The sequence below is a fragment of the candidate division KSB1 bacterium genome (genome assembly GCA_016214895.1).
In the GTDB taxonomy this organism is placed as follows: Bacteria; Electryoneota; RPQS01; order RPQS01; family RPQS01; genus JACRMR01.
The window spans coordinates 235,420-256,680 of sequence record JACRMR010000012.1 but is presented as its reverse complement, the minus strand read 5'-3'; the positions used below and the strand labels follow the sequence as shown (position 1 = coordinate 256,680).

Below are 21,261 nucleotides of genomic sequence, written 5' to 3'. Positions count from 1 at the left end.
TTTCACAGCTTGGTCCCCACGACGACGGGTTTGACTTCAGATTTCGAGTCGCCGTTGCGCACAGACTCCAAATGCAGGATGTAAGTGCCAAGCGGAACCAGTTCGCGCAAATCGTTACGGCCGTTCCACACGACAGTATTCGGTCCGCCGGCGCCTTTATCGACAAGCGTGGTCACGAGATGTCCGCGCAGGTCGAAAATACGCAGCCGCACGGAACCACTTGCCGGAGCGTTATAGAAGATCGACAGTGACTGACCGATGTCGGGGGCGAACGGTCGATTCCTGCCGAACGGCTCATTGGCGATTTCCAATTTCAGCGCTTCGCTCGGCAGGATGTCCGGCAGATCGGTCGTAAAATCTTGCGCGTAGCCCGCGAGCATTTGAAAATCGCCGTTGTATGTCGAACTCGGTCCGGCGATGGAGCACGTGACACCGGGCAGGTCGCGCAGCTTGTACCATCGTCCATTCAACCTGACGCTGTCGAGCAGCATTGAATCCCAGATGCGGATGACGATATTTCCCGTGCCGTCGTCGAAGTACATATTCGTGCCGCCGCCGACATTCTCATCCACCCGATAGACCGTCCCGCTGACTTCTACCCAGGTCCCAGCGCCATAGTATCCCTCGTGCGAAGTGCGGACGATTTGCGCCTGTCGGCGGTAGTCTCCGGTCCGGACTTCGATGGGTGCGGGCAGCGGAACATTTTCCGCCAGCACGCGTACATCAGACGTGCCGTTGAACGAACCGAGCTGAATGGTGCCGCCGAATTGATTGACGATTCCGGTGATTTCGATAAAGTTGCCGCGGCGGATACCGGGAAAGGTCGCCGCCGCTCCGGTTTGCGACAGGCTGAAGCCATAGCCGCTGTTGTCCTGCATGTAAGCGGAGATGCGGCGCGAACCCGAGGTGGTGGTGACGTCCTGCATGAAATTTACGACACCGCGCAGCGTGACGATCACGCCGTCATAGACGTCGAAGCTGTCATAGAGGACGGAGATCGGCGTGAACGGTGTCTCTTCATAGCCGCCGAAGAAGACGACACCGTTTTGCAGGATATTGTCCGACGCATCATAGACGATGCCGATTTCCAAACGGTAGCCATGGTCCGGGATCAGCGGCTGCGCGAGGTCGAGATGCAAGGTCTTTCCGGTGGAGAAGACATATCCGCCGCTGACGGCAATTTCGGGATGCTCGGGATCGCTCTGGTCGATGACTTGGTAGTTGGTTGGGTCGTTGAGACCGAGGCCGGAGATCCGCTCGTTGAACTCGATGTTCACGCCATAATCCGAGACGGCGGTTGCTCCCGTGACTTCGGGCGGGCGATGATCGATATAATCGAGGTCGGCATCGAATCGCGGCGCGATGATATGACCGAGAAACGACGCCGGCGGGATGAAGGAGACATTGCCGCGAATAAAGCGGAAGCTGTCGCCCTCAATTGGTGTGTACTCGAAACCGTAGTCGTTAATGATGGTGCACGATCCCTCGGGTCCGGAGACATCGAATTGCTGGAAGGTCGAGTAGTCATCGGTATTCGTGACCACGCACACGCCGATTTCAACGAGCACGCCTTCGTACGCTTCGCCCGAGTCCGGCGAGCTTGAGTTGGGCGGCGACAATTGAGCCGGTCGCACTCGCAACGGCGGAATCTCCTGGCCCGTTCCCAGTACGGTGACCTGTCCGCCGCTGGTGAACTCGGTCAGCGATCCGCTGTAATCCACGATTTGTCCGGTAATGGTCACGCTGTCCCAGAGTGCCGGAGTCAGATTGGCTCCATAGACGAGCACACCGGACCAGCGACCGGAATCGGGCAGCATGCTCAGTGGATCGCTGATGAAGAAATCGCTGGCGTTGCTGCCATAGTTTGTGCCGGTGACGATGCCGGTGACCGTAACGGTCTGGCCATCATACGGTGTTATGCCTCCGGTTGGGTCGCCGGTGTACTGCAAATCGAAGATCGTGAGCGAGGCGCCGCGAACGCGGTAAGAATACGTAATGTCCGGCGCGCCGGCGGGGCTGTAAGACTCTCCGGCATCGTTATCTGTCGCGTGCACGAAATACTGGCAGACGGCGCGCGCAGGTCCGGCGGGAATGACGCCCGAGTAAACATGATCTCCGGCCAACCTGTCGGCGCGTGTGCCGTCATCGGTGAGTTCGACATCCAGAAATTCACCGGCGCCGAACCGATAGTGCAGATGCGCATCGGCGACGAATCCGTCGTCCGTGATCAGCGCGGTGACCGTATCCGATTGCAGTTCGGTGGGATCGCTGGGGGTGTTTACCACGTTCAAGATGATCGGTGGGCGATTACCGAAAAATCCGAGGTCCGCATCGCTGCGCGGATTGACCGCGAACTGGTTAGCATAACTTACGATACCGCGTAGAAATCGCAGCGTGTCGCCGACGATGGGGAAGTAAGTGGAATACCAGCCGCGAGCAATAGTGGCGTTGCCGGTTCCGTCCGTGACGACAAAGGTGGAATCGCTGTTGGCGCTGACGACGACGGCATCGGTGAGTTCGATCAAGACGCCCTCGGTTGATTCCGCGACATCCGCGCAGGCGACGCCGATCGACGGCACGGCCGCTTGAGCCGGAACCAGTGCGAAGGATCCGACTACAATATTGCGCAGGCGAGTTTGTCCGCTGGATTCCTGAACTTCGGCGGTGAAGCTCACGGAATCTCCGATTTCAACTTGCCGGTCCTGATTGTCATTCACGAGCACACCGGACCATAGTCCACCGCCGCGATCGGAAACAAAATAGCGAATGGGCTGGCCGGTAAAGTCCACGCCGGTGACGATGCCCCCGGTACCGACCTGTTGTCCGGCGTACGGGGAGTTACCTGCAGGGTCCGTGGTGAACTGGATGTCGTGAACAGTGACGGCCTGTGTGACGAGCGAGCAGGCGCAAATCGCGAGCGCGACTGGCAAGATCAGAAATCGGGGCATGATACAGTGGCTTAGACGGAGCGGGACGGAGGCTGGCTACGAGCGGATCACAATGACCGAGGTAACGCAAAAGATAGCCATTTTCGCCACGAATAACAAGCACTCGTCGCGGTTCATCCGTTCAAATCACCTCTGTTGATGGAGGGTGTTGGTAACAAATTCTCTCGTTGCAAATCTGCGCAGAGAGTGCTAAGTTATTCACAATGAATAGTGCTCCGGTCAGGGACTTCACGATGCCGCTGGTGATCCGCTTGCTGCCCCTCTTGCTGCTCGCATCGCCATGCGTCGCGGAAGAGCTTGAACTGACAGCGGATTCAACGCAGTTCGCGGCGTATTGGTCGCTGCTGGAGTCTGGTCAGGCCGACAGCGCGCACGAGTATCTGCTTGGCCTGGGCGACGTCGGCTCCCCGCGACTGGCGGGGATGGCCAATTTCCTGCTGGCGCACGTGGCTTATGACGAGGAGAATTATGCCTCGGTCCCCGTCCTCCTCGACCTCGGAGTTCCGGCGGAGCTATCGGACCATGCATGGGCGCTACGGGCGCGAGCTCTGACGGAGGCCGGGCAGCCGTCGCTGGCGGCGAGCTATTGGCGACAGGTCCTGGGATGGCGCGGCAGCGTTTTGACCGTCGAAGCGGCGGCTTCATTAGGGGAATATTACCGCTCGGTCGGTCAGCCGGATTCGGCGCTGGCAGTTATCCACATTGGCGAGCCGCGGGCGTCGGCGGATGAACGTCGAGCACTCATGATGGAAGAGGCAGGGATTCTGTCCGCGTTGGGTCGCCACGGTGAGGCTGTGGATCGTTATTGGGAAGTTTACTCCTCCGCGCCGCGATCCGCCGAAGGTCGTGAGGCCCTCGCCGCGATCCGTTCCTATGCAGAGACACACGGAGTCGGGCCGCGCCCGCAGCATGCGGACGAGTTAGCTCGGGAGTTGGGCTCGCTGGAGGGACTCGGCGCGTTTGAAACGGGGCTGAACCGGATTCGCGAGGCCTCGCCGCCCGGCGTCCCCGTGGACCGCGAGTTGCTGGACTTCTATCGAGCTTTGTTCACGGCGGGTCTGAAGCGTCATCGCGACGCGCTCCCGCTCTTGACGGATTTTGTCGCGCAGTACCCGCGCAGCGAGTTCCGTCCGCGCGCCTTAGTGCGGCTGGGTCGCTCGGCGTACTTGATTGACCGGGATTCGCTGGCGATCGCCGCGCTGGAGTCGCTCGCCGTCTGCGGTGACGACTCGGCGGCGATTTGCGCGGGGATGAAATACCTTAGCGAGCTGCACATGGATCGCGGCCGTCCGGGGCCGGCCATCCGCGCTTGTGAAAGGTGGCTGGAATTTGCATCTCGACCGGCTGAGCGTGCCGACGCGCTGTGGAAGCTCGGCTGGGCCTGCTGGGAGCACGGCGAGTTCGAGCGCGCGGCGGAAGTCTGGGGAGGACTGTCGGAGGCCGACGACGACTCCGAGTATGGACCGGCGAGTCTCTATTGGCAAGCGCGGGCCTGCACGAAGTCCGGGCGAGTCGCCGCTGCCAACGCGCTCCTGCATGTGCTCGCCGCGCGCTACCCGTATTCATACTATTCGGTGATCCTGTCCCCGGCGGCTCTTCCCGTGGACCTTGCGGAACAGCCGTTGATCGCGCCGACGATGCAGATGATGTGGGACAGCGACCGGCCGCACAGTCGAGCATTCGCCTTGCTGGCGGCCATGCGCTTGATTGACGCGGCGCTCGAAGAATGGCCAGCGGCGGCGGCCGAGGGGGACACGTCGGACGGTTGGTTCTGGTGGAAGGCTCAGCTCTATCTCTGGCAGGGCGACAAAATGACGGCGTGGCGGATCACGCGGGCGGAATTGGGAGCGTATATTCGCAGCGCGGGCTGGCGGCCGCCGCAGTTCTACCGGGTCGTGTATCCGCTCGATTTCGATCCGACGGTGCTGGAACTCAGCCGCGCGCACAAGGTCGATCCGTACTTCAGCTTCGGCTTGATCTGCCAGGAGAGTCACTTTGCGGAGCAGATCGTGTCTTCTGCCGGAGCCATCGGTCTCATGCAATTGATGCCGGCCACCGCTCGCACGCAGGCCAGAAAGCTGGGAATTCCGTTTGCAACGGACAAGTTGTACCAGGGCGAGTACAATCTTCAACTTGGGATCGCGCACGTGGCGGAGTTGTGGCAGGAGTTCTCCGGCGATAGCCTGCTCGTGCTGGCGGCTTACAATGCCGGGAAGTCCGCCGCACAGATGTGGTACGAGGAGTTCGGTGATCGAGATCGCGACGTCTTTGTGGAGAAGATTCCGTATCGCGAGACCCGGATGTTTGTGAAACGAATTGTCGAGCACATTGCGGCCTATCGCCGGTTGTATCCCGATCTTGAGCGTCAAGCCCGGGGCGGCGAGCGCGCCGAGTCACCACGGCCCTGACCGATGGCATTTACCAAAGCCGAACTTACGAAATTGACGCATTTGGTTCGCTGCGCGGGTTGAGCCTCGAAGATGGATCCGGCGGTGCTGGATCTCATGCTTGCGGGTCTGCCGCGCGTGACGGACGCGAATGTTCTGCTCGGGTTTTCTCACAAAGATGACGCCGCTGTCTATCGTTTGCCCTCCGGTGAACAGATAGTGCAGACGGTGGACTTCTTCACGCCGGTGGTGGACGATCCCTTCGATTATGGCCAGATTGCCGCGGCGAATTCGCTCAGTGATATCTACGCGATGAATGCGCGGCCGCTGTTCGCGCTGAATATTGCCTGTTTTCCGAAATCGCAGCCGCCGGAACTCTGGCGCGAGGTCTTGCGCGGCGGCGCGGCGAAGGCGGCCGAGGCGGGAATCGCGATCGTAGGCGGACACACGGTGGATGATACCGAACCGAAGTACGGGCTGGTGGTGACCGGCATCGTGGAACCCGGACGCGTGTGGGCGAATGAAGGTGCGCGGGCCGGGGACACGTTGATCCTCACGAAGCGCATCGGCACGGGCCTGCTGACAACGCTACTGAAGGATGGTGCCGTCACGGAGGCGCAGCTCGCGGATGCCGTGGCCTCCATGAAAGAACTGAATCGCGTCGCGGCGGCGGTGCTCGCGCGATTCGATGTGCATGCGTGCACCGACATCACCGGATTTGGCTTGCTCGGTCACGCGGGGGAACTCTGTGCGGCATCGGGCGTTGGAATGCGGTTCCGGGCGTCGCAAGTTCCGCTGTTTCCGCTCGCACGGACCCTCGCGGTGAGCAGGAAATTTCCGGGCGGAACCAAGGTGAACCGGCTTTACCTCGGTGATCGCGTCACGGCGGCAGCGGACGTGGACGAGGGACTGCTCTGGCTGCTGTTCGATGCGCAGACCTCGGGCGGACTGCTCGCGTCGCTCTCGCCCGCTCAGGCGGAGGCAGCGCTGGCCGCGTTGCAGGAAGCGGGAGTCGAGGCGGCGGCGATTGTCGGCGAGGTCACGGAAAGCGCCGGGATTCTCGTCGAAGCATAGCGGGCTGAATCCACCTGTAACGGATCTCACTACCCTGAATCTAAGAGGCAAACATGAGTGAAGAACTGCTGGCGAAGATCGAGTTCGAGTTATCGCAGCTGCAGCGAAAGCTCGATGATGCTACCGCGAAGATCGACGCGTCGGTAGCGAAACTCGATACCAAACTGAAAGCGAAGCCGGAGAAACGCGGAACGGATCGCATTTTCTGGGGCATTTTCCTCGTTTTGCTCGGCGGACTCTGGCTGGCAAACTCGGCAGGTTGGCTCAACTTCTCCGTGAGCTGGTGGCCGATCATTGTGATTGCATTCGGAATCTACTTGATGTTGGGCGGCCGGTGAAACCGCTTGCACTGGCCGTGGTCGGGGCCACGGGGTTAGTCGGGCGGACGACGCTGGACGTTTTGCGCGAGTGGCAGCTTCCGGTGGCATCGTTGCGGCTGTTTGCTTCCGGGGCCTCCAGCGGCAAGTCGCTGAGTTGGTGCGAACGCGGACTCGCGCTGGAAGAACTGCGCGAAGTTCCGGACGGGCTTGATGCGGCGATCTTCTGCACGAATCGCGAGATTAGTCGCGCATGGATTCCGCGGTTTCGCGAGCGCCGCGTGCCGTGCATCGATCACTCCTCGGAGTATCGCATGGATCCGGACGTCCCGCTGGTGATTCCGGAGATCAATTCATACGCGCTGCGGGGCCATCGCAATCTCATCTCGAATCCGAATTGCAGCGCGAGCGTCGTGCTGCTGCCGCTGGCTGCATTGGACCGCGCGGTTGGACTGAAGCGCGTGATTGTGTCCACGTATCAATCCGTCTCCGGAACGGGGCAGGATGCCATGGCGGAGCTGGCCGCCGAACTCATGGACCATGCGATTCAGCCAAGGGTCTATCCGCGTCAGATCGCGCACAACGTGTTTCCGCAGGTCGGGCCGTTTGGCGACGACGGAAATTGCGAAGAAGAGCGGAAAGTGATAGAAGAGATTCGCAAGATCCTGGAGCGGCCGGGTCTGGAGGTCATGGCGACGACGGTGCGCGTGCCGGTGCGCGTCGGGCACTCGGCTTCGGTTGCCGTGGAACTGACTCATCCGGCGAATCGTGCGGACATCGAGTGCGCATTTGGGGAGATGGCCGGCATGATCTACGAAACCGCGGACTATCGCTCGCCGCTGGAGATCGTCGGCAAGCAGGAGATGTTCGTGAGTCGACTGCGCGCGGGGGATGCGGGAGGAGTATGGTGGAATTTCTGGGTCGTGGGGGACAATCTGCGCAAGGGAGCGGCCTCGAATGCCATTCAGATTCTGCGGGAACTCTTCAAGTAGATCACGAACGCGCCCGGGAGCATTCCGGGCGTGCTTGTACCTGACCATGGTCATGTGTGCCGCAAGCGCTCCGGCTCAGCCATTGGATTGGTGGACCGACGCGGCGATTTTCGCGACGACAGCGAATGAAGCCACTCCGCTGCTGGCGAGTTCCGCTGACGGACGTTCGTTGATGTCCATCTGCCGCAGCGATCCCGGCGGGATGGCATTGCGGTTTGCGAATAACGCCGGTGTGAATTGGCGAGGTATCTCGACGAACGCGACGGGCAGCACGTTCTTCGCGTCCTGCCGGCACGCCGGCTACGTCTATGTCTGCGCGCAGGGATTCGACGGGGTCGTGGATTGGTATCGGTTCTTGTGGAGCGATTCCGACTGGGAGGCTGCCGTCCACGATTCGCTGGCGGCCCGTCCGCAGCCGCTGACTCCGGCGGCCATTGCGATGTACAGCGACGCCGAGTTTCATTCGCCGGATGCTCGCGTCAACACCGTGTGGATTGAATATCAGGCCGATCCGCCGCGCGGGTGGTTGCGCTTCGCGCAAGGCTATGACGACGAAGCTCCGAACAGCTTTGGTCGGGACATTGCACCTCCATTCGGCCCGTCGCCCGAGTCGGGCGTGGCGATCTGCGACGCGTGGAGCGGGGCGGAAGAGCGGTTGCTTGTCGCCGCCACGATTGATCGTCCGGGCAGCTCAGGACCATCCCTGCGGCTGTACCGGAGCGAGAACCGAGGGCTGGACTGGAGCGCCGAGGAAGTTCTCGACTCCTCAAGCAGCCTGATGTCCGACCCCGTGCTGTGCGCGTGGGAGCAAGCGGTAGTCCTGTGTTACGCGCGTCGCGCGTCTGCATCGTCACCGTCGCGGCTCTACTACACCTATTCACCCGACGGAGGTCTGAGCTTCGCGCCGGTGGATTCGTTGCCGATAACGTTTGACCACGCCGTCGCTCCGCAGCTTGCGGTCGAAAATGACCATGAACATTTCTCGTTGGCGTTCATCGCCGGCGAAATCGACTCGGCCGCCGGCTCGGTGTATGTGGTGGCCGGAAGTCTCGCGGAGCCCTGGACGATGGAGGCTCCACTGCAAGTCAGCGCGACGAATTCGGCAAGATTCGACGGCGGCTTGAGCTTGACATCCAACGAACTTGGGGCTGCCGTTGCCTGGAGCAGTCGTTGGCAGCCGGGCGATTACGATGTGAAGTGGGACGCGAGCTGGCGCACGGAGCACGCTCCGTCGCGGGCGAACCTGACCTCGGCGCGGATGATGCAGGCCTTTCCGAATCCGTTCAACGGGCAGTTGACGATTTCGCTCGAATTGCCGCGGAGTCAGGATGTGCGAATCGACATTCTGAATGAATTGGGTCAACGCGTACGCGCGGTCACACTGGGGTCACTTTCACGCGGGAACCATTTGCGGAATCTGGACTTCGCCGGTCTTGCCAGTGGCCGCTACTATGTGCAATCGGGCGTCGCTTCCGCACCGCTGCGCGTGACGCTGATTCGCTGAGTCAAGGCGAGCACCCGGGAACAAACGAGGGCCTGCGCGTGCAGGCCCTCGTCGTGTGTGATGGATTCCAGTGCTACTTGAGTAGCAGCATCTTGTTCGCGTCGGAGAATATGCCCGCTTCCAGTGTGTAGAAATACACGCCGCTGGGTGCGGCGACGCCGTTGGCGTCCATTCCATTCCACGAGACACGATGGTCACCGGCCTGCTGCGGTCCGTTGACCAGTGTCGCGACCAGTCGCCCGGTCAAGTCAAAGACTTGGAGTCGCACAGACTGCGGAGCATTCAGCACGTAGAGAATCGTGGTTGACGGATTGAAAGGATTCGGGTAGTTTCCCAGGAGTTCTGCATCGTGCGCAACCATCGGCGGTTCGTCCGCCGCGGAAACACCCGGATAGTAGTAGCCGAACAGAATCATCATCTCGTCTTCACTGGTCAACCCGAAGTGCACGGCAATCTCCCGCCAGTTATTGTAGGTGACGTCGCAGCGGATCCCCTGTCCCGCCTCGAAGACGACGGGCGGATCGAGATTGAGAATCGGCGGGTGCTCCCAATCCTGCGTCAGGTAGATGAGTTCGCCGTCTCGCGGTCCGCCGACAATCGTCGCGCGGAACTCGGTCATGAGTTGATGCGCGTGCGAAAATAGCTGGAAGACGCTGAGCTGCTCATGGAATGTGTACGTACGCGAAATTGTCGTGACCTCGTGCGGCGGCAGCGTGAGATTCGTATTTTGCAGGTTGAGCACTTCGGCGACATGCTCGATCCCGGCGGGTTCGGCGTAGTAGAGGTTCGTGTACACCTCGCCCTGGCGCAGCGTGTCGGTGTAATTGACATTGTGCGAGTTTTGATCGATTCCGGTTCCCGCGGGCAGGCGCAAGGCGATGCCGGGGGGAAAGCGATAGTCCACGCGCGGCCACTGCGTTCCGGCAAAGAAGTCATGGAACTGCATGGCGATCAGATTCTGCGGGATGTAATTCCCATTTTCGTCGCGAATATCGCGGATCACCTCGGGTTGCGGGATCACCCAGCCGGGCGTGTTCGGGGCGAAGGTGTAGCAGATGAAATGGTGACTGCCCGGCCGCATGACGATTTGCACGCGATTGATATAGCGCTCGGGCTGGTCGGCGCGCGCATTGTAGTAGAAGAACTCGCGCTCGTAGTTCGACGCGACATCAAACGGTCCGACGCGGAGTTGCTCGCCGAAGGCGGGCGGCTCAAGCGGTGCGAAGAGCGGCTGTACGAAGCGAGACGTGTCGGCAAACACCGCGGTATCGGCGACGTCGCCCTGCTGCGGCGCCCCGGCGACAATCCACTGCCTCACGTACTCCAGTTCACCGTTGGTTAGGAACGGCAATCCGAGCGGCATGATCTCGCCATAGTAGGGATGCGCTTCGTAAAAATGCTCCAGATGCGGAGCATTGATTTTTTCCCAGAGGAAACTCTGATCCAATCCGGTCACTCCGATGCTGCTGACCCGGACCAAACCGTCCTCCAGCGCGGCGGAATTGTGCGGGCTGACATCGACCAGATTCTCGTAGGCGACGTCGTCGGTCAGCACGAGTCCGGACTGCACCGCAAAGGATGATCCGGCGACATGACAAACGGCGCACTGCGGTGTGAAAATACGATCCTGCAGGGTTTGCCAGGTGGACGCGCAAGTCGGCGGCGGGCCGGCAAACGCGAGCAGCAGCGCGAGCATCGACACGGCGAGCAAAGTTCTCATCGGGACGCCTCGGTTGTGGATGGGAGTCAGACGGCAATCGCTTCGCGTTTGCCGACTCTCCCCAGCAGCATCTCAGCGATGAGCGCGGCCAGCGCGATGATCAGGCAAAGCTTCCAAAGTTCTCGGCCATATCGACCTTCTTGAATTGCGGGCTGCGCAGCCTCGCGGGCCGCGAGCGTGGTTAATTGGCCACCGAGCCAGGACTTGAATTCCTGCGCATCTTGCGGCTGAAGTTCTGATTCTCGGGGGGGGAGATTGACGGCCAGGGCGGCGACACGGCGGTTGCCATGCCAGAGTTCGGCGGCATCGGGCTGCGCGATGGCGGGGACCTTCAATGCGAAACCGAAGGCGGAGGTCTCCACCGTTGGCGCGAGCGCGCCGTGGGCGCTGCGGATTTCGAAGGCCGCGTCGCCGGGCGTACCGGTCATTTCGATTTGCGCGGGAACACCGACGGTAAGCTGATATTCCGCGCCAGACGTGCCGATGCCGGCGAGATAGGCGGCGCTGCTGACGACCAGCGGCGGAAAGATCCCGGTGCGAAAGAGCGTGGACCATTCCGGATCGGGCGATGAAGTCAACATGAGCGCGTGGCCCTTGCCCACCCGCGACTCCCAGAGGAAGGGGATCTCGTTTGACGCGCTGATGATCTTGACGGCGGTACCTGTGCTGCTCGTGCGAACCATGCGGCGAATTTCCGGCGAGATGTCGGCCGGTCGCTCCTCAAAGACGCCCTCGAAGAGTGGATGCGCGAGATCGAGCTGTGACCACTTGACCGGATTGGATTCGGCCTGCCAGGGGTCGGCGGGCACCGGAAGACCGATCGCGGGCAGCCAGGCGGAATAGGAGCGCAGGTCAGCCTGATTTCCAAACATGACAAAGACGCCGCGACCGGCCTCGACATAGCTGTGCAGTCGCGCGCCGAAGCCGCCGCTGAAGCCCGCGGCATCGAGCAGGAAGACGGCGTCGAAGTCCGCCCAGTCATTGTTCTCGAATTCGCCGGGTGTCAGCCGCGTGGTTTCGACGAATCCACCGGGTTGACCGCCGGGATTCAGCGCGAGCGCGGTCAGCTCGCGCGCCGGGCCATCGCTGCCGACCACGGCGACGCGGAGGCGCGCGGGCACCCGCAGCACAAAATAACGCTGGTTGTCGGATGAGAAGTCGTCGGCTTCCTCGACGGTCACGTAGCCGACTTGATCGCCGGGATCTTCGGGCACAAACTTAACGCGGGAGGTTTTCAATTCGCCGGGGGCGAGCGTGACGCGGGTCTGCGTGACTCTGCGGCCGCCAAGATAGACGCTGACGATCCGGTCCGCCGCCTCGGTGTTGCCGGTATTGCGCGCACTGAAGGTAACTTCGACGGCGCGACCGGGCGTGATGATGCGGGAGGTGACGTTCGCCTCGACGATGCCGACGTTACTGGCCTTGTCCGTGCCGACGGGGCAGAGAAACAGTCGCACGTCGTCGGGTAGGATTGCGGACTGGGGGAGCGGTTCGGGCCAGGCACTTGCGGAGAAGTCGGAGAGCAGATAGACTTCCTTGTGCAGATTCTGGGATTGTCCGAGAATCGCGCGGGCGGCTTGCAGCGCGCTGACGAGGTTTCCGCCGCGCTCGGAGACGCGCGCATCGCCGATCGTCTCGCGGAGCAGACCAATATTGCCGGTGGCCTGTTCGGGGAAGCGCTCCGGGGTTTCATCGGCCCAGACGATTTGCGCGTCATCGCCGTCGCCGAGCATGGCGAGGATTTCCTGCGCGCGGCTCTGTACTTGGCGGAAGCGCGAGCCGTCGGGCGTCTCGGTTTGCATGGAGGCCGAGCGGTCCACGATCACGACGGCGCTGGTGCGCGCGTCGGCGCCGGGCAGGATTCCGGCGGCGCTCTTGAGGACCGGGCGAGTCAGAGCGAAGACGAGGAAGATCACGGCGAGCGTGCGCAGAATCAGGAGCAGAATCTGGCGAATCTTGACCTGGCGCATTTTCTGGCGCTGGAGTTCGCGCAGAAAGCGCAACGTGGGAAAGTCCACGTCTTTATAGCGCTGCCGGTTCAACAGGTGAATCAGGATCGGCAGCAGTCCGAGCGTGAGCGCGGCGAGCAGTGCGCTGTTGAGAAAGGTCATTTGGTGTGCTTGGAGACTGCGCGATCCGCTTCGGCGGGAGTGTACTGTTCAAACAAAAGGTCTTCGATCAATTCGACGAGCATGTGCCCGCACAGCAGGTGGGCTTCCTGCACGCGCTGGCCGGCGGCGGCGGGAATGTGCAGCGCGTGATGCACATGGTCATCGAGCGGCGAACGCGGCTGACCGAGAAAGGCGACGTTGACGCCGCCGAGCGCTTGCGAGAGTTGCGCGGCTTCGATCAGATTCGGTGACTGGCCGGAGGTCGAGAGCAGGAAGAGCACATCGCCGTGTTTCAGGAAGGCTTCAACTTGACGCGCGAAAACTCTCTCGAAACCGAAGTCGTTGGCGCAGGCCGACAGCAGCGTGGTATCGGCGGTCAGGGCATAAGCGGGGAGCGCGCGGCGGTTGCGTTTCGCGGTCAGGCGGACTACAAATTCCGTGGCGATATGCTGCGCCTGCGCGGCGGAGCCGCCGTTGCCGCAGAACAGCAGTTTGCCGTCACCCTTGAGCGTCTTGGCACAGAGCGTGGCGATGGCGACGAGTTCAGTGAAGCACGACGGCAATTGGCTGTGCATGGCCGCGGCATCGCTGATCGCGTTCTGTAGTTTATCGAGTCCGGTAATGAGCTTGGTTTCGTTCATGGGAATTCAATTCGCCCGCTTGCAAGTCAAGTTCGCATGCAGCGCGACGACTCTCACGTTCTCCCGTCATGGGATGCAGATGCCTATTGTGTGAACAACTTCAAAGCTGTCGTGCATCGCGAAATCCGCCGGGCAGCTATCTTCCACGTATTGCCGTCCCAGCGGACCGGGATAGCCTTCGCCGCTGGCTTTGTATGCTTTCAACAGAATCGTGTGACAGGCAACCGAACAGACCTTTTGCCGGCGACCGAGGTCGAAGATCGACAACTTTTTCAAGAACGGAAAGCCGAGCACCTGACGCAGCATGATGTCCACCAATTGCCCGTAGTCGTAATCCGTGCCGTCGATGGCGCGCACGGCCTGGTCGAAGGCCGCCCACGCCGGGGAGTTGACGGGACCGAAGCGGTCGATGTGCTTGTAGCGATGAAAACTGTAGCGGCGGTCCGGCAAGAGTTCCAGCGTGATTCGCTTCGCCTTGGGCGCCTGGCAGGAGAGCCACTGATTTCCGCCGAGATGGATGATGCTGTGAACGGCCTTCAGCGCGGGAATGTCACCCGCCGCGGGATATTTTCGCCGCTGATAGTGCTGAATTTTCGGGTAAATGATCTTCTTGAGATAGAACGCGTGGGATCCGTCCCCGTACGTATTGCAAATCGTTCCTTTGGGCAGATCGGCGGGGTTGAAATCTGGCATGACAGGCCCCTCGGCGTTTCGGCAGTTAGCGCACGTCCGAACGGATTCTCAGGTGCTATTTCACGAAGCTCTTCACGACGCTTTCGGCGTCAACGATCGCGGTCTTGATCCCGTCGAGGTGCTTGCCGCCGGCGGTGGCGAGATGCGGTTTGCCGCCGCCGCCGCCCTGCAGCCGTTTGCCGAGCTCTTTCACGATGGCGACGGCATCGACGCCGCGCTTGACGAGGTCAGGCGTAACGACGACCACCATTTGCGGCTTGCCGTCGACGGCACCGGCGAGCACGCCGACGCCGGAGCCGAGCGCATCGCGCAGCGCGTCGCCCATCTCTTTCATGATGTCGAGATTGGGCGCGCTGACTTCGGCGGCGACGAGGCGGGAACTGTTGATGGAAACGGCCTGTGCGGTGAGCGCCTTCATGGCGGCGACGGCGGACTGACCGCGCAAGTGGTCGAGTTCCTTTTGCAGCCGCTTTTTCTCGTCAAGGAATTTCTTGAGTTTGTCGAGGGGATCGGAGCCTTCGCTGCCAAGTTCGAGCGTGAACTCATCGACCTTGTTGCGGCGCTCGATCAGATATCTGTACGCGGCTTCGCCCGTGAGCGCATCGATGCGGCGGATTCCGGCGGCGGCGGAGGTTTCCGCGCGGATCACGAACACGCCGATATCGCCGGTGCGCTTGACGTGGCAGCCGCCGCAGAGTTCGCGCGAGATGACCATATCCGAATCGGCGATTTCGATCATGCGCACCTCGTCACCGTACTTTTCGCCGAACAGCGCCATGGCGCCGAGCGCCTGCGCCTCTTTGATCGGCATGATCTTGGGCGTGACGGGGAAGTTGCCGCGAATGCTCTCGTTGACGAGCAGCTCGATTTGCGCGAGTTCGTCGGCGGAGGGCTTCTCGAAATGCGTGTAGTCGAAGCGCAGGTAATCCGGACCGACATAGCTTCCGGCCTGATGCACATGCTCGCCGAGCGTCTTGCGCAGCGCGGCGTGGAGCAGGTGCGTGGCGGTGTGGTTGTACTGGGTGGGGATGCGGTGCTGGGGGGAGACGCGGAGAATTGCGCGCTCAATCCGTCCCTCGAACAATCCGGCGGAACCTGCATCGATAGAATGGACGATCGTATCGCCGATCTTCGTGGTGCCGGTGACGTGGTACTTGTGATCATCACCGTCCGCGGTGACCAGTTCGATGCTGCCGACATCCGAGACTTGACCGCCGGATTCAACATAGAATGGTGTGACTTCGGTCGCGACATAGCTTGCAGACCTGCCGACCTCAGCGGCAGCGCCGACGATGATCTGATGAGATTCGGCATCGAGTGAATCGTAACCGACAAAGCGCGTGGGAAGTGTGCCATCGACGGCCATTCCGTGCTGCTTTCCGGCTTTGAACTTCCCGGCGGCTCGCGCGGTATCCTTCTGCTGCTGCATCGCGCTATCGAACCCGGCCTGATCGACACTGAGGCCCTCTTCTCTGGCCATGAGTTGAGTCAGATCGAGCGGGAAGCCGAAGGAGTCGTAGAGCTTGAACACTTCCTCGCCGGGAATTTCGGACGCGCCGCGCTTCCTGACTTCGCTGACCACGCCGCCGAAGATCGTGAGGCCGCGGTCCAGTGTCTTGCCGAAATGTTCTTCTTCGGCATGCAGCACACGCGCGACGTGCACGTGACGCTCTTTCAGTTCAGGGAACTGCTCGCCCATGGTATCGACGAGCACGGGCACGAGCTTGTGCAGAAACGGCTCGTGCAGTTCGAGCTTGCGGCCGAAGCGCGCGGCGCGGCGGAGGATGCGGCGTAGCACGTAGCCGCGACCCTCGTTGCCGGGCATCGCGCCGTCGGTGATGGCGAACGTCAGACAGCGCAGATGATCGGCGATCACGCGATGCGGAATCGACGGCGGCAACGCCGTGTACGGGTGACCGGAGAGTTCGGCGACGGCCTGAATGATCGGCTGAAACAGATCGGTGTCGTAATTCGAGGTGACGCCGGAGAGCACATTCGTGATGCGCTCAAGACCCGCGCCGGTATCGACATGCTGGGCCGGCAGCGGCACGAGCTTGCCGTCGGGCTGCGCGTCGTACTGAATGAAAACGAGATTCCAGAGTTCGAGATAGCGCGGCGAGCCGCTGTTGACAAACGCCTTCGGATCGCTGTCGAATTGGGGACCGCGATCGATGTGAATTTCGCTGCACGGTCCGCACGGTCCGGTATCGCCCATCGACCAGAAATTGTCTTTCTTGCCGAATTTCAGGACGTGCGTGGGATCGATGTCGGTGACGCTCTTCCAGAGCTCGCCGGCTTCGTCGTCGGTCTCGTAAATGGTGGCGTAGAGCTTGTCCTTGGGCAGCTTGTAAACCTGCGTCATCAATTCCCAGGCCCAGCTAATGGCGTCGCGCTTAAAATAGTCGCCGAAGCTCCAGTTGCCGAGCATCTCGAAGAACGTATGATGATAGTTCGACGGTCCGACTTCTTCGAGGTCGTTGTGTTTGCCGGAGACGCGGATGCACTTCTGCGTATCGGCGATGCGCGTGGCTTCCGGTTTCTGCTGGCCCAAAAAATAGGGCTTGAATTGATTCATGCCCGCGTTGGTGAAGAGCAGAGTGGGGTCACCCTGTGGAATCACGGGCGCGGAGGGCACGATCAAGTGCCCGCGTTGTTTGAAGAAGTCGAGAAAGGCCGAACGAATTTCTGTGGAGGTCTTCATCGGAAGAAAAGACTGAAATGCTGACGCGTTGAGAATAGCAAGAAAACCGATACCCCCCTGTTGTCCCCCCTTGAAAGGGGGGACGGACTGCGATCACGAATAGCTGAAGCGGGTATTAACCGCACGTCGATCCGGTCCGAGCAGAACTCATCACCCCGAACCCCATCCCCCCTTTCAAGAGGGGATCATAGGGGGGTGCTGCGATTCGTGAGGAGCGCTCAATCAGCTGAGAGCAGAACTCATCACGTTGAACCCCATCCCCCCTTTCAAGGGGGGATCATAGGGGGGTGCAAGATTTATTACCGTCGTGAGCGCGGCATGGCGAAGCCAATACCCTTGAAAGGCGTGGATGGGTTTCTGAGCAGTGGATGCGATTCGTGAGGAGCGCTCAATCAGCTGAGAGCAGAACTCATCACGTTGAACCCCATCCCCCCTTTCAAGGGGGGATCATAGGGGGGTGCAAGATTTGTTACCGTCGTGAGAGCGGCATGGCGAAGCCGATTCCCGCGCCGACGTATCCCGCCGCGGATCCGCCTGAGGATGGAGCATCACTGACGGGAACTGCCACAATGCCGCGAACGAATGCTCCGGCGATCGCCGGATTGCGGAGGTCCCAGCGCAGGATGCCGCGTGCGAGCAGGTCCTGTCCGCGCCCGAGGCGGCGGTCGTCATGGTGTGTGGAGTACGGATGCGCGCTGATGACCGCCGCGGTCCACCATGCGGAAGCGATGCCGGCGCCGAGCGCGATTCGCGGTGCGCCGGGGAGCGGGTGCATCAGATCAATGGCGACTTCGGCCTGCTGCAATACCGCATCGTCCGTGCGCGGATTGTCAGCATCGAGATCGCGCGAACGTCCGGGCGAACGCACGAACCAAGCGGACGGACTCCACATCAGCCTTCCCCACACCGGAAAACGGCCGGAAATCGCCATCGCGGTCCCCGCATCGCCACGGCTGATGAGCGATTCGTTCACCTGTTGATAGTCGTGCGAGCCGGTGGTTCCGGCGACTCCGGCCATCAACTCAGCCCAGCTATCGGCCCGCGCCTCCGCAAAATCACAGCATAAAACCGCCAGTGCAAGCAGCCACAGAGCAACCATTGGTTCCCTCACTTCCAAGCGTGATGAGACGGGTCAACAGAATCGTTGCAATGTCGGCTGTGCACTTCTCCTATTCCGCGGGGTCGGCCTTCAGGGCCTCGCGCAAAACTTTGCGGATCGTATCGGGGCTGAAGCCGCGGCGGGCGAGCAGACCCGCAAGCCGGCGCCAGCGCACGCGTTCGTCGAGATCGTGATAATGATCCAGTTTACGGCGGACGAGTTCCATGGCCAGCGCCGCCTCGTCAGTGGACTCGGTAGTCACCTTGACGACCTTACGGGCGATATCCATCGGAATCCCCCGTGCGAGCAGATCGCGAATCAGCGCGGTGGCCGCGCGCGGTCGCGAATTCAGCCGGGCGTGGACGAAATCCATGGCGAATTTTTCGTCGTCAAGCAACCGCTCTTGCTTCAGCCTGTCGAGCGCGCCGCGAATCTCGGCAGTCTGGAATTCGCGGTCGTACAGCTTTTCCTTCAGCTTGCGCTCGGAGTAGGGCCGCGCGGCGAGCAGTTTGACCGCATGCTGCAACGCGGTGGCGGCGGGCTTGCGGCGAGGTTTCTCCGGCGGGTCGCTGTTCACGGTTGACCGCCGGCGCGAATGCCGAAGGCGAGACCGATTTGAATCAGGAAGGCGCGGGCCGGGCCGACCGTGCGTCGGCCGCTGGGATCATCGAGGCCGAAGTGATAAGAGAACTCGCCGACCAAACCGAGGTTATCGTTGGCGGTCGGAGTCTTGAACCCGGCATGCACGCTCGCGGTCGGGAAGTCGCCGTCATATTCCTGCTTGGGCAGGGGATCGAAGACCTTCTGTTTCAGTTCGCCGTGCGCGAACGTGTAGCCCGCGCCGACGCCCGCGTACAGACACGGATACGCGCGCGTGCGGGCGGAAAATCTGCCGCCGAACTCGATCTGCATGTAGCTCGCGTTGGCGTTGGGGTCGGGGTCGCCGGTCAGGTTGTTCCAGAACAGAAAGGACGGGCCGAACATGAAATTGCGTTGCTGCGATTCGATGTCCGCGCGCGCCCCGACTGCATACCCCCCACCGGCGCGAAACGGCTTGTTCCGTTGACTGACACCGCTGCCCACCCGCGGCGTGCCGGAGTTTGCGTAACCCGTCGAGAGCACGAGGTCGTGTGCGGAGGCGAGCTCGACGCAAAGCAGCGCGACCAGAACGATGAACGACGAACGATGAACGATGAATACCGGAAGGGATTTCATGTTTCGGCGGGGTGCGGTCACCCCGCTCGGCGTGTCCATACTAAACGCTGGCTTTCTTGCCTTTGGTCTTGGTCTCGACCGGTTCGGCGCCGTTCGTGGCGGCGGGCTTCGCCTCGGGTTCGAATCCGAGTTCGCGCTGCGTGCCGAGTTCGATCTTCTCGAGCAGGTCCGTGTGCTCATTGAGATACTCGACCACGCGGTCGCGGCCCTGACCAAGCCGCTCGTCGCCGTAGCTGTACCAGGTGCCGCTCTTCGTGACGACTCCGACCTGCGAGGCGAGGTCGAGCACGTCGCCGACGCGGTCGATGCCCCTGCCGTAGATGATATCGAATTCGGATTCGCGGAAGGGCGCGGAGAGCTTATTCTTGACGACCTTGACCCGGGTGCGGTTGCCGACGATCTTGTCGCCGTCCTTGATGGACTGCACGCGGCGGATTTCGAGGCGGACCGAGCTGTAGAACTTTAACGCATTACCCCCCGTGGTCGTTTCCGGGTTTCCAAACATGACACCGATCTTCATGCGGAGCTGATTGATGAAGATCAGTGTGGTATTGGACCGGGCCACGACGGCGGTGAGCTTGCGCAGCGCCTGGCTCATGAGGCGGGCTTGCAGGCCGGGCAGCGAATCGCCCATTTCGCCTTCGATTTCGGCTTTCGGCACGAGGGCGGCCACCGAGTCGATCACGACGACATCGACGGCGCTGGAGCGGATCAGCATTTCGCAGATTTCGAGCGCTTGCTCACCGGTGTCGGGCTGGCTGACGAGCAGTTGATCGATGTCAACGTTGAGCGCCTTGGCATAGGTCGGGTCGAGCGCGTGCTCGGCGTCGATGATCGCGGCATTGCCGCCGTTCTTCTGCGCATTGGCGATAATGGTGAGGGCGAGCGTGGTCTTGCCGGAAGCTTCCGGTCCGTAGATCTCGACCACGCGTCCGCGCGGGACGCCGCCGACGCCGAGCGCCCAGTCCAGCGAGAGCGCGCCGGTGGAGATCACATCGACACGCTGGATCGGTCCGCTGTCACCGAGGCGCATGATCGAGCCTTTGCCGTACTGCTTGTCGATCTGTTGCAGCGTGACTTCGAGATTCTTCTGCTTTTCTTTATCCATGGCGGCGGCTCCTGAAGAGAAATTGAAAACTGAAAATTGAAAATTGAAAATTGGAACTCAGGCTCCGCACCCCCCTGTGATCCCCCCTTGAAAGGGGGGACGGGCTGCTGTCTTGAGCAGCTGCGGCTGAACTTGCGATAGCTCGATCCGTGCGGATCAGAACATATCATTGCGGAACCCCATCCCCCCTTTCAAGGGGGGATCACAGGGGGGTGTCGGAGATTCCGCAAGCGGGCGCTACACGGGTCGTCCCGTCTCGGCGTAGGTCTTGAGTCGCTCGAACCAGATTTTGAGCTGCGAGGTGAAGGTGCCCATGATGACTTTCTCGAGCATCTTGTTCATGAAGCCCTTCATCTCGTAGTCGAACGTGAAACGCAGGGTGCAGGTTTTCGCATCGACGGATTCGACGCGGTAGATCATCTTCAGGTGTTCGACTTTCTCGTGGAGCTTGAGCGAGCCGCCGCAGGGCGACTCGGCATAGGTCTCGCCGTCCGTGCAGTGCGTAATCGTGGTTTCGAGGGTTTCGATCTTGCCCTGAATGTCCAGTCGGAAGCGGCGCGTAACACCGACGTTGAGCTCGCCCTTGGGTTCGTACTCCAGATCGCGCACGTTGGGCGCCCACAATTGGAACTCCTTGGGATCCGTAATAAGGAACCAGACTTTGTCAGCGGGTGCGAGGATCTCGATGTACTGAACGGATTTGGGCATGGGGAGAACGGCTGAATGGCTAAGAATTGAAAAGCGAGGATTC

The 21,261-nt window shown here is 61.3% G+C and carries 16 protein-coding genes; 5 read left to right on the top strand and 11 right to left on the bottom strand.

The features are described 5' to 3' along the window. Window positions 1–2: 2 nt before the first annotated feature. Complete coding sequence (locus tag HZB60_07310; protein MBI5059568.1) at window positions 3–2,948, bottom strand: hypothetical protein; 2,946 nt, start codon at window positions 2,946–2,948, stop codon at window positions 3–5. Between the two features lie 203 nt (window positions 2,949–3,151). On the opposite strand from HZB60_07310, the gene HZB60_07305 reads away from it, so the two are divergent. The 5 genes from HZB60_07305 (at window position 3,152) to HZB60_07285 (ending at window position 9,222) form a co-directional block, all read left to right on the top strand. Continuing rightward, the gene (locus HZB60_07305) at window positions 3,152–5,356 is read left to right on the top strand and encodes a lytic transglycosylase domain-containing protein (protein ID MBI5059567.1); all 2,205 of its coding nucleotides are present in this window, start codon (window positions 3,152–3,154) and stop codon (window positions 5,354–5,356) included. 72 nt (window positions 5,357–5,428) lie between these two features. Next, complete coding sequence (selD, locus tag HZB60_07300) at window positions 5,429–6,409, top strand: selenide, water dikinase SelD (GenBank protein MBI5059566.1); 981 nt, start codon at window positions 5,429–5,431, stop codon at window positions 6,407–6,409. Window positions 6,410–6,462: 53 nt separating this feature from the next. Further along, window positions 6,463–6,747: a hypothetical protein gene (locus tag HZB60_07295; protein ID MBI5059565.1), complete on the top strand. Its 285-nt coding sequence runs from the start codon at window positions 6,463–6,465 to the stop codon at window positions 6,745–6,747. Further along, the gene (locus HZB60_07290; GenBank protein MBI5059564.1) at window positions 6,744–7,718 is read left to right on the top strand and encodes an aspartate-semialdehyde dehydrogenase; all 975 of its coding nucleotides are present in this window, start codon (window positions 6,744–6,746) and stop codon (window positions 7,716–7,718) included. Before HZB60_07295 ends, HZB60_07290 begins: the two co-directional genes overlap by 4 nt. A gap of 52 nt (window positions 7,719–7,770) precedes the next feature. Continuing rightward, window positions 7,771–9,222 (top strand): T9SS type A sorting domain-containing protein, encoded by a 1,452-nt coding sequence (locus tag HZB60_07285; protein ID MBI5059563.1) that lies wholly within the window; start codon window positions 7,771–7,773, stop codon window positions 9,220–9,222. Window positions 9,223–9,295: 73 nt separating this feature from the next. On the opposite strand, the gene HZB60_07280 is transcribed toward HZB60_07285, so the two are convergent. The 10 genes from HZB60_07280 to HZB60_07235 all read right to left on the bottom strand — a co-directional run bounded on the left by HZB60_07280 (window position 9,296) and on the right by HZB60_07235 (window position 21,218). Then, entirely contained in the window at window positions 9,296–10,942 is a 1,647-nt protein-coding gene (locus HZB60_07280) for a T9SS type A sorting domain-containing protein (protein ID MBI5059562.1), read from the bottom strand. Between the two features lie 26 nt (window positions 10,943–10,968). After that, window positions 10,969–13,053: a BatA domain-containing protein gene (locus HZB60_07275; protein MBI5059561.1), complete on the bottom strand. Its 2,085-nt coding sequence runs from the start codon at window positions 13,051–13,053 to the stop codon at window positions 10,969–10,971. Then, entirely contained in the window at window positions 13,050–13,694 is a 645-nt protein-coding gene (locus HZB60_07270; GenBank protein ID MBI5059560.1) for an SIS domain-containing protein, read from the bottom strand. The genes HZB60_07275 and HZB60_07270 overlap by 4 nt, the downstream gene beginning before the upstream one ends. A 66-nt stretch (window positions 13,695–13,760) precedes the next feature. Beyond that, window positions 13,761–14,387, bottom strand: a complete 627-nt coding sequence (locus tag HZB60_07265) for a hypothetical protein (protein ID MBI5059559.1) — start codon at window positions 14,385–14,387, stop codon at window positions 13,761–13,763. Window positions 14,388–14,442: 55 nt separating this feature from the next. Further along, entirely contained in the window at window positions 14,443–17,088 is a 2,646-nt protein-coding gene (alaS, locus tag HZB60_07260; protein MBI5059558.1) for an alanine--tRNA ligase, read from the bottom strand. A 469-nt stretch (window positions 17,089–17,557) separates the two neighbouring features. Beyond that, on the bottom strand, window positions 17,558–18,187 hold the full coding sequence (locus tag HZB60_07255) for a hypothetical protein (GenBank protein MBI5059557.1): 630 nt from the start codon (window positions 18,185–18,187) through the stop codon (window positions 17,558–17,560). A 70-nt stretch (window positions 18,188–18,257) separates the two neighbouring features. Then, window positions 18,258–18,764: a regulatory protein RecX gene (locus HZB60_07250; protein MBI5059556.1), complete on the bottom strand. Its 507-nt coding sequence runs from the start codon at window positions 18,762–18,764 to the stop codon at window positions 18,258–18,260. Beyond that, window positions 18,761–19,402, bottom strand: coding sequence for a hypothetical protein (locus HZB60_07245; GenBank protein ID MBI5059555.1), 642 nt, complete (start codon window positions 19,400–19,402; stop codon window positions 18,761–18,763). The genes HZB60_07250 and HZB60_07245 overlap by 4 nt, the downstream gene beginning before the upstream one ends. 40 nt (window positions 19,403–19,442) lie before the next feature. Next, window positions 19,443–20,510 carry a recombinase RecA gene (gene recA / locus HZB60_07240; GenBank protein MBI5059554.1) on the bottom strand — a complete coding sequence of 356 codons (1,068 nt, stop codon included), beginning with the start codon at window positions 20,508–20,510 and terminating at the stop codon, window positions 19,443–19,445. 237 nt (window positions 20,511–20,747) lie between these two features. Beyond that, entirely contained in the window at window positions 20,748–21,218 is a 471-nt protein-coding gene (locus HZB60_07235; GenBank protein MBI5059553.1) for an SRPBCC family protein, read from the bottom strand. Window positions 21,219–21,261: the final 43 nt, after the last annotated feature.

Coding starts and splice junctions, on each gene's coding strand:
- alaS (MBI5059558.1), bottom strand. CDS start 17,088: ATGAAGACCTCCACAGAAATTCGTTCGGCCTTTCTCGACTTCTTCAAA.
- recA (MBI5059554.1), bottom strand. CDS start 20,510: ATGGATAAAGAAAAGCAGAAGAATCTCGAAGTCACGCTGCAACAGATC.
- selD (MBI5059566.1), top strand. CDS start 5,429: ATGGATCCGGCGGTGCTGGATCTCATGCTTGCGGGTCTGCCGCGCGTG.
- HZB60_07245 (MBI5059555.1), bottom strand. CDS start 19,402: ATGAAATCCCTTCCGGTATTCATCGTTCATCGTTCGTCGTTCATCGTT.
- HZB60_07265 (MBI5059559.1), bottom strand. CDS start 14,387: ATGCCAGATTTCAACCCCGCCGATCTGCCCAAAGGAACGATTTGCAAT.
- HZB60_07305 (MBI5059567.1), top strand. CDS start 3,152: ATGAATAGTGCTCCGGTCAGGGACTTCACGATGCCGCTGGTGATCCGC.
- HZB60_07275 (MBI5059561.1), bottom strand. CDS start 13,053: ATGACCTTTCTCAACAGCGCACTGCTCGCCGCGCTCACGCTCGGACTG.
- HZB60_07295 (MBI5059565.1), top strand. CDS start 6,463: ATGAGTGAAGAACTGCTGGCGAAGATCGAGTTCGAGTTATCGCAGCTG.
- HZB60_07310 (MBI5059568.1), bottom strand. CDS start 2,948: ATGCCCCGATTTCTGATCTTGCCAGTCGCGCTCGCGATTTGCGCCTGC.
- HZB60_07280 (MBI5059562.1), bottom strand. CDS start 10,942: ATGAGAACTTTGCTCGCCGTGTCGATGCTCGCGCTGCTGCTCGCGTTT.
- HZB60_07270 (MBI5059560.1), bottom strand. CDS start 13,694: ATGAACGAAACCAAGCTCATTACCGGACTCGATAAACTACAGAACGCG.
- HZB60_07285 (MBI5059563.1), top strand. CDS start 7,771: ATGTGTGCCGCAAGCGCTCCGGCTCAGCCATTGGATTGGTGGACCGAC.
- HZB60_07255 (MBI5059557.1), bottom strand. CDS start 18,187: ATGGTTGCTCTGTGGCTGCTTGCACTGGCGGTTTTATGCTGTGATTTT.
- HZB60_07235 (MBI5059553.1), bottom strand. CDS start 21,218: ATGCCCAAATCCGTTCAGTACATCGAGATCCTCGCACCCGCTGACAAA.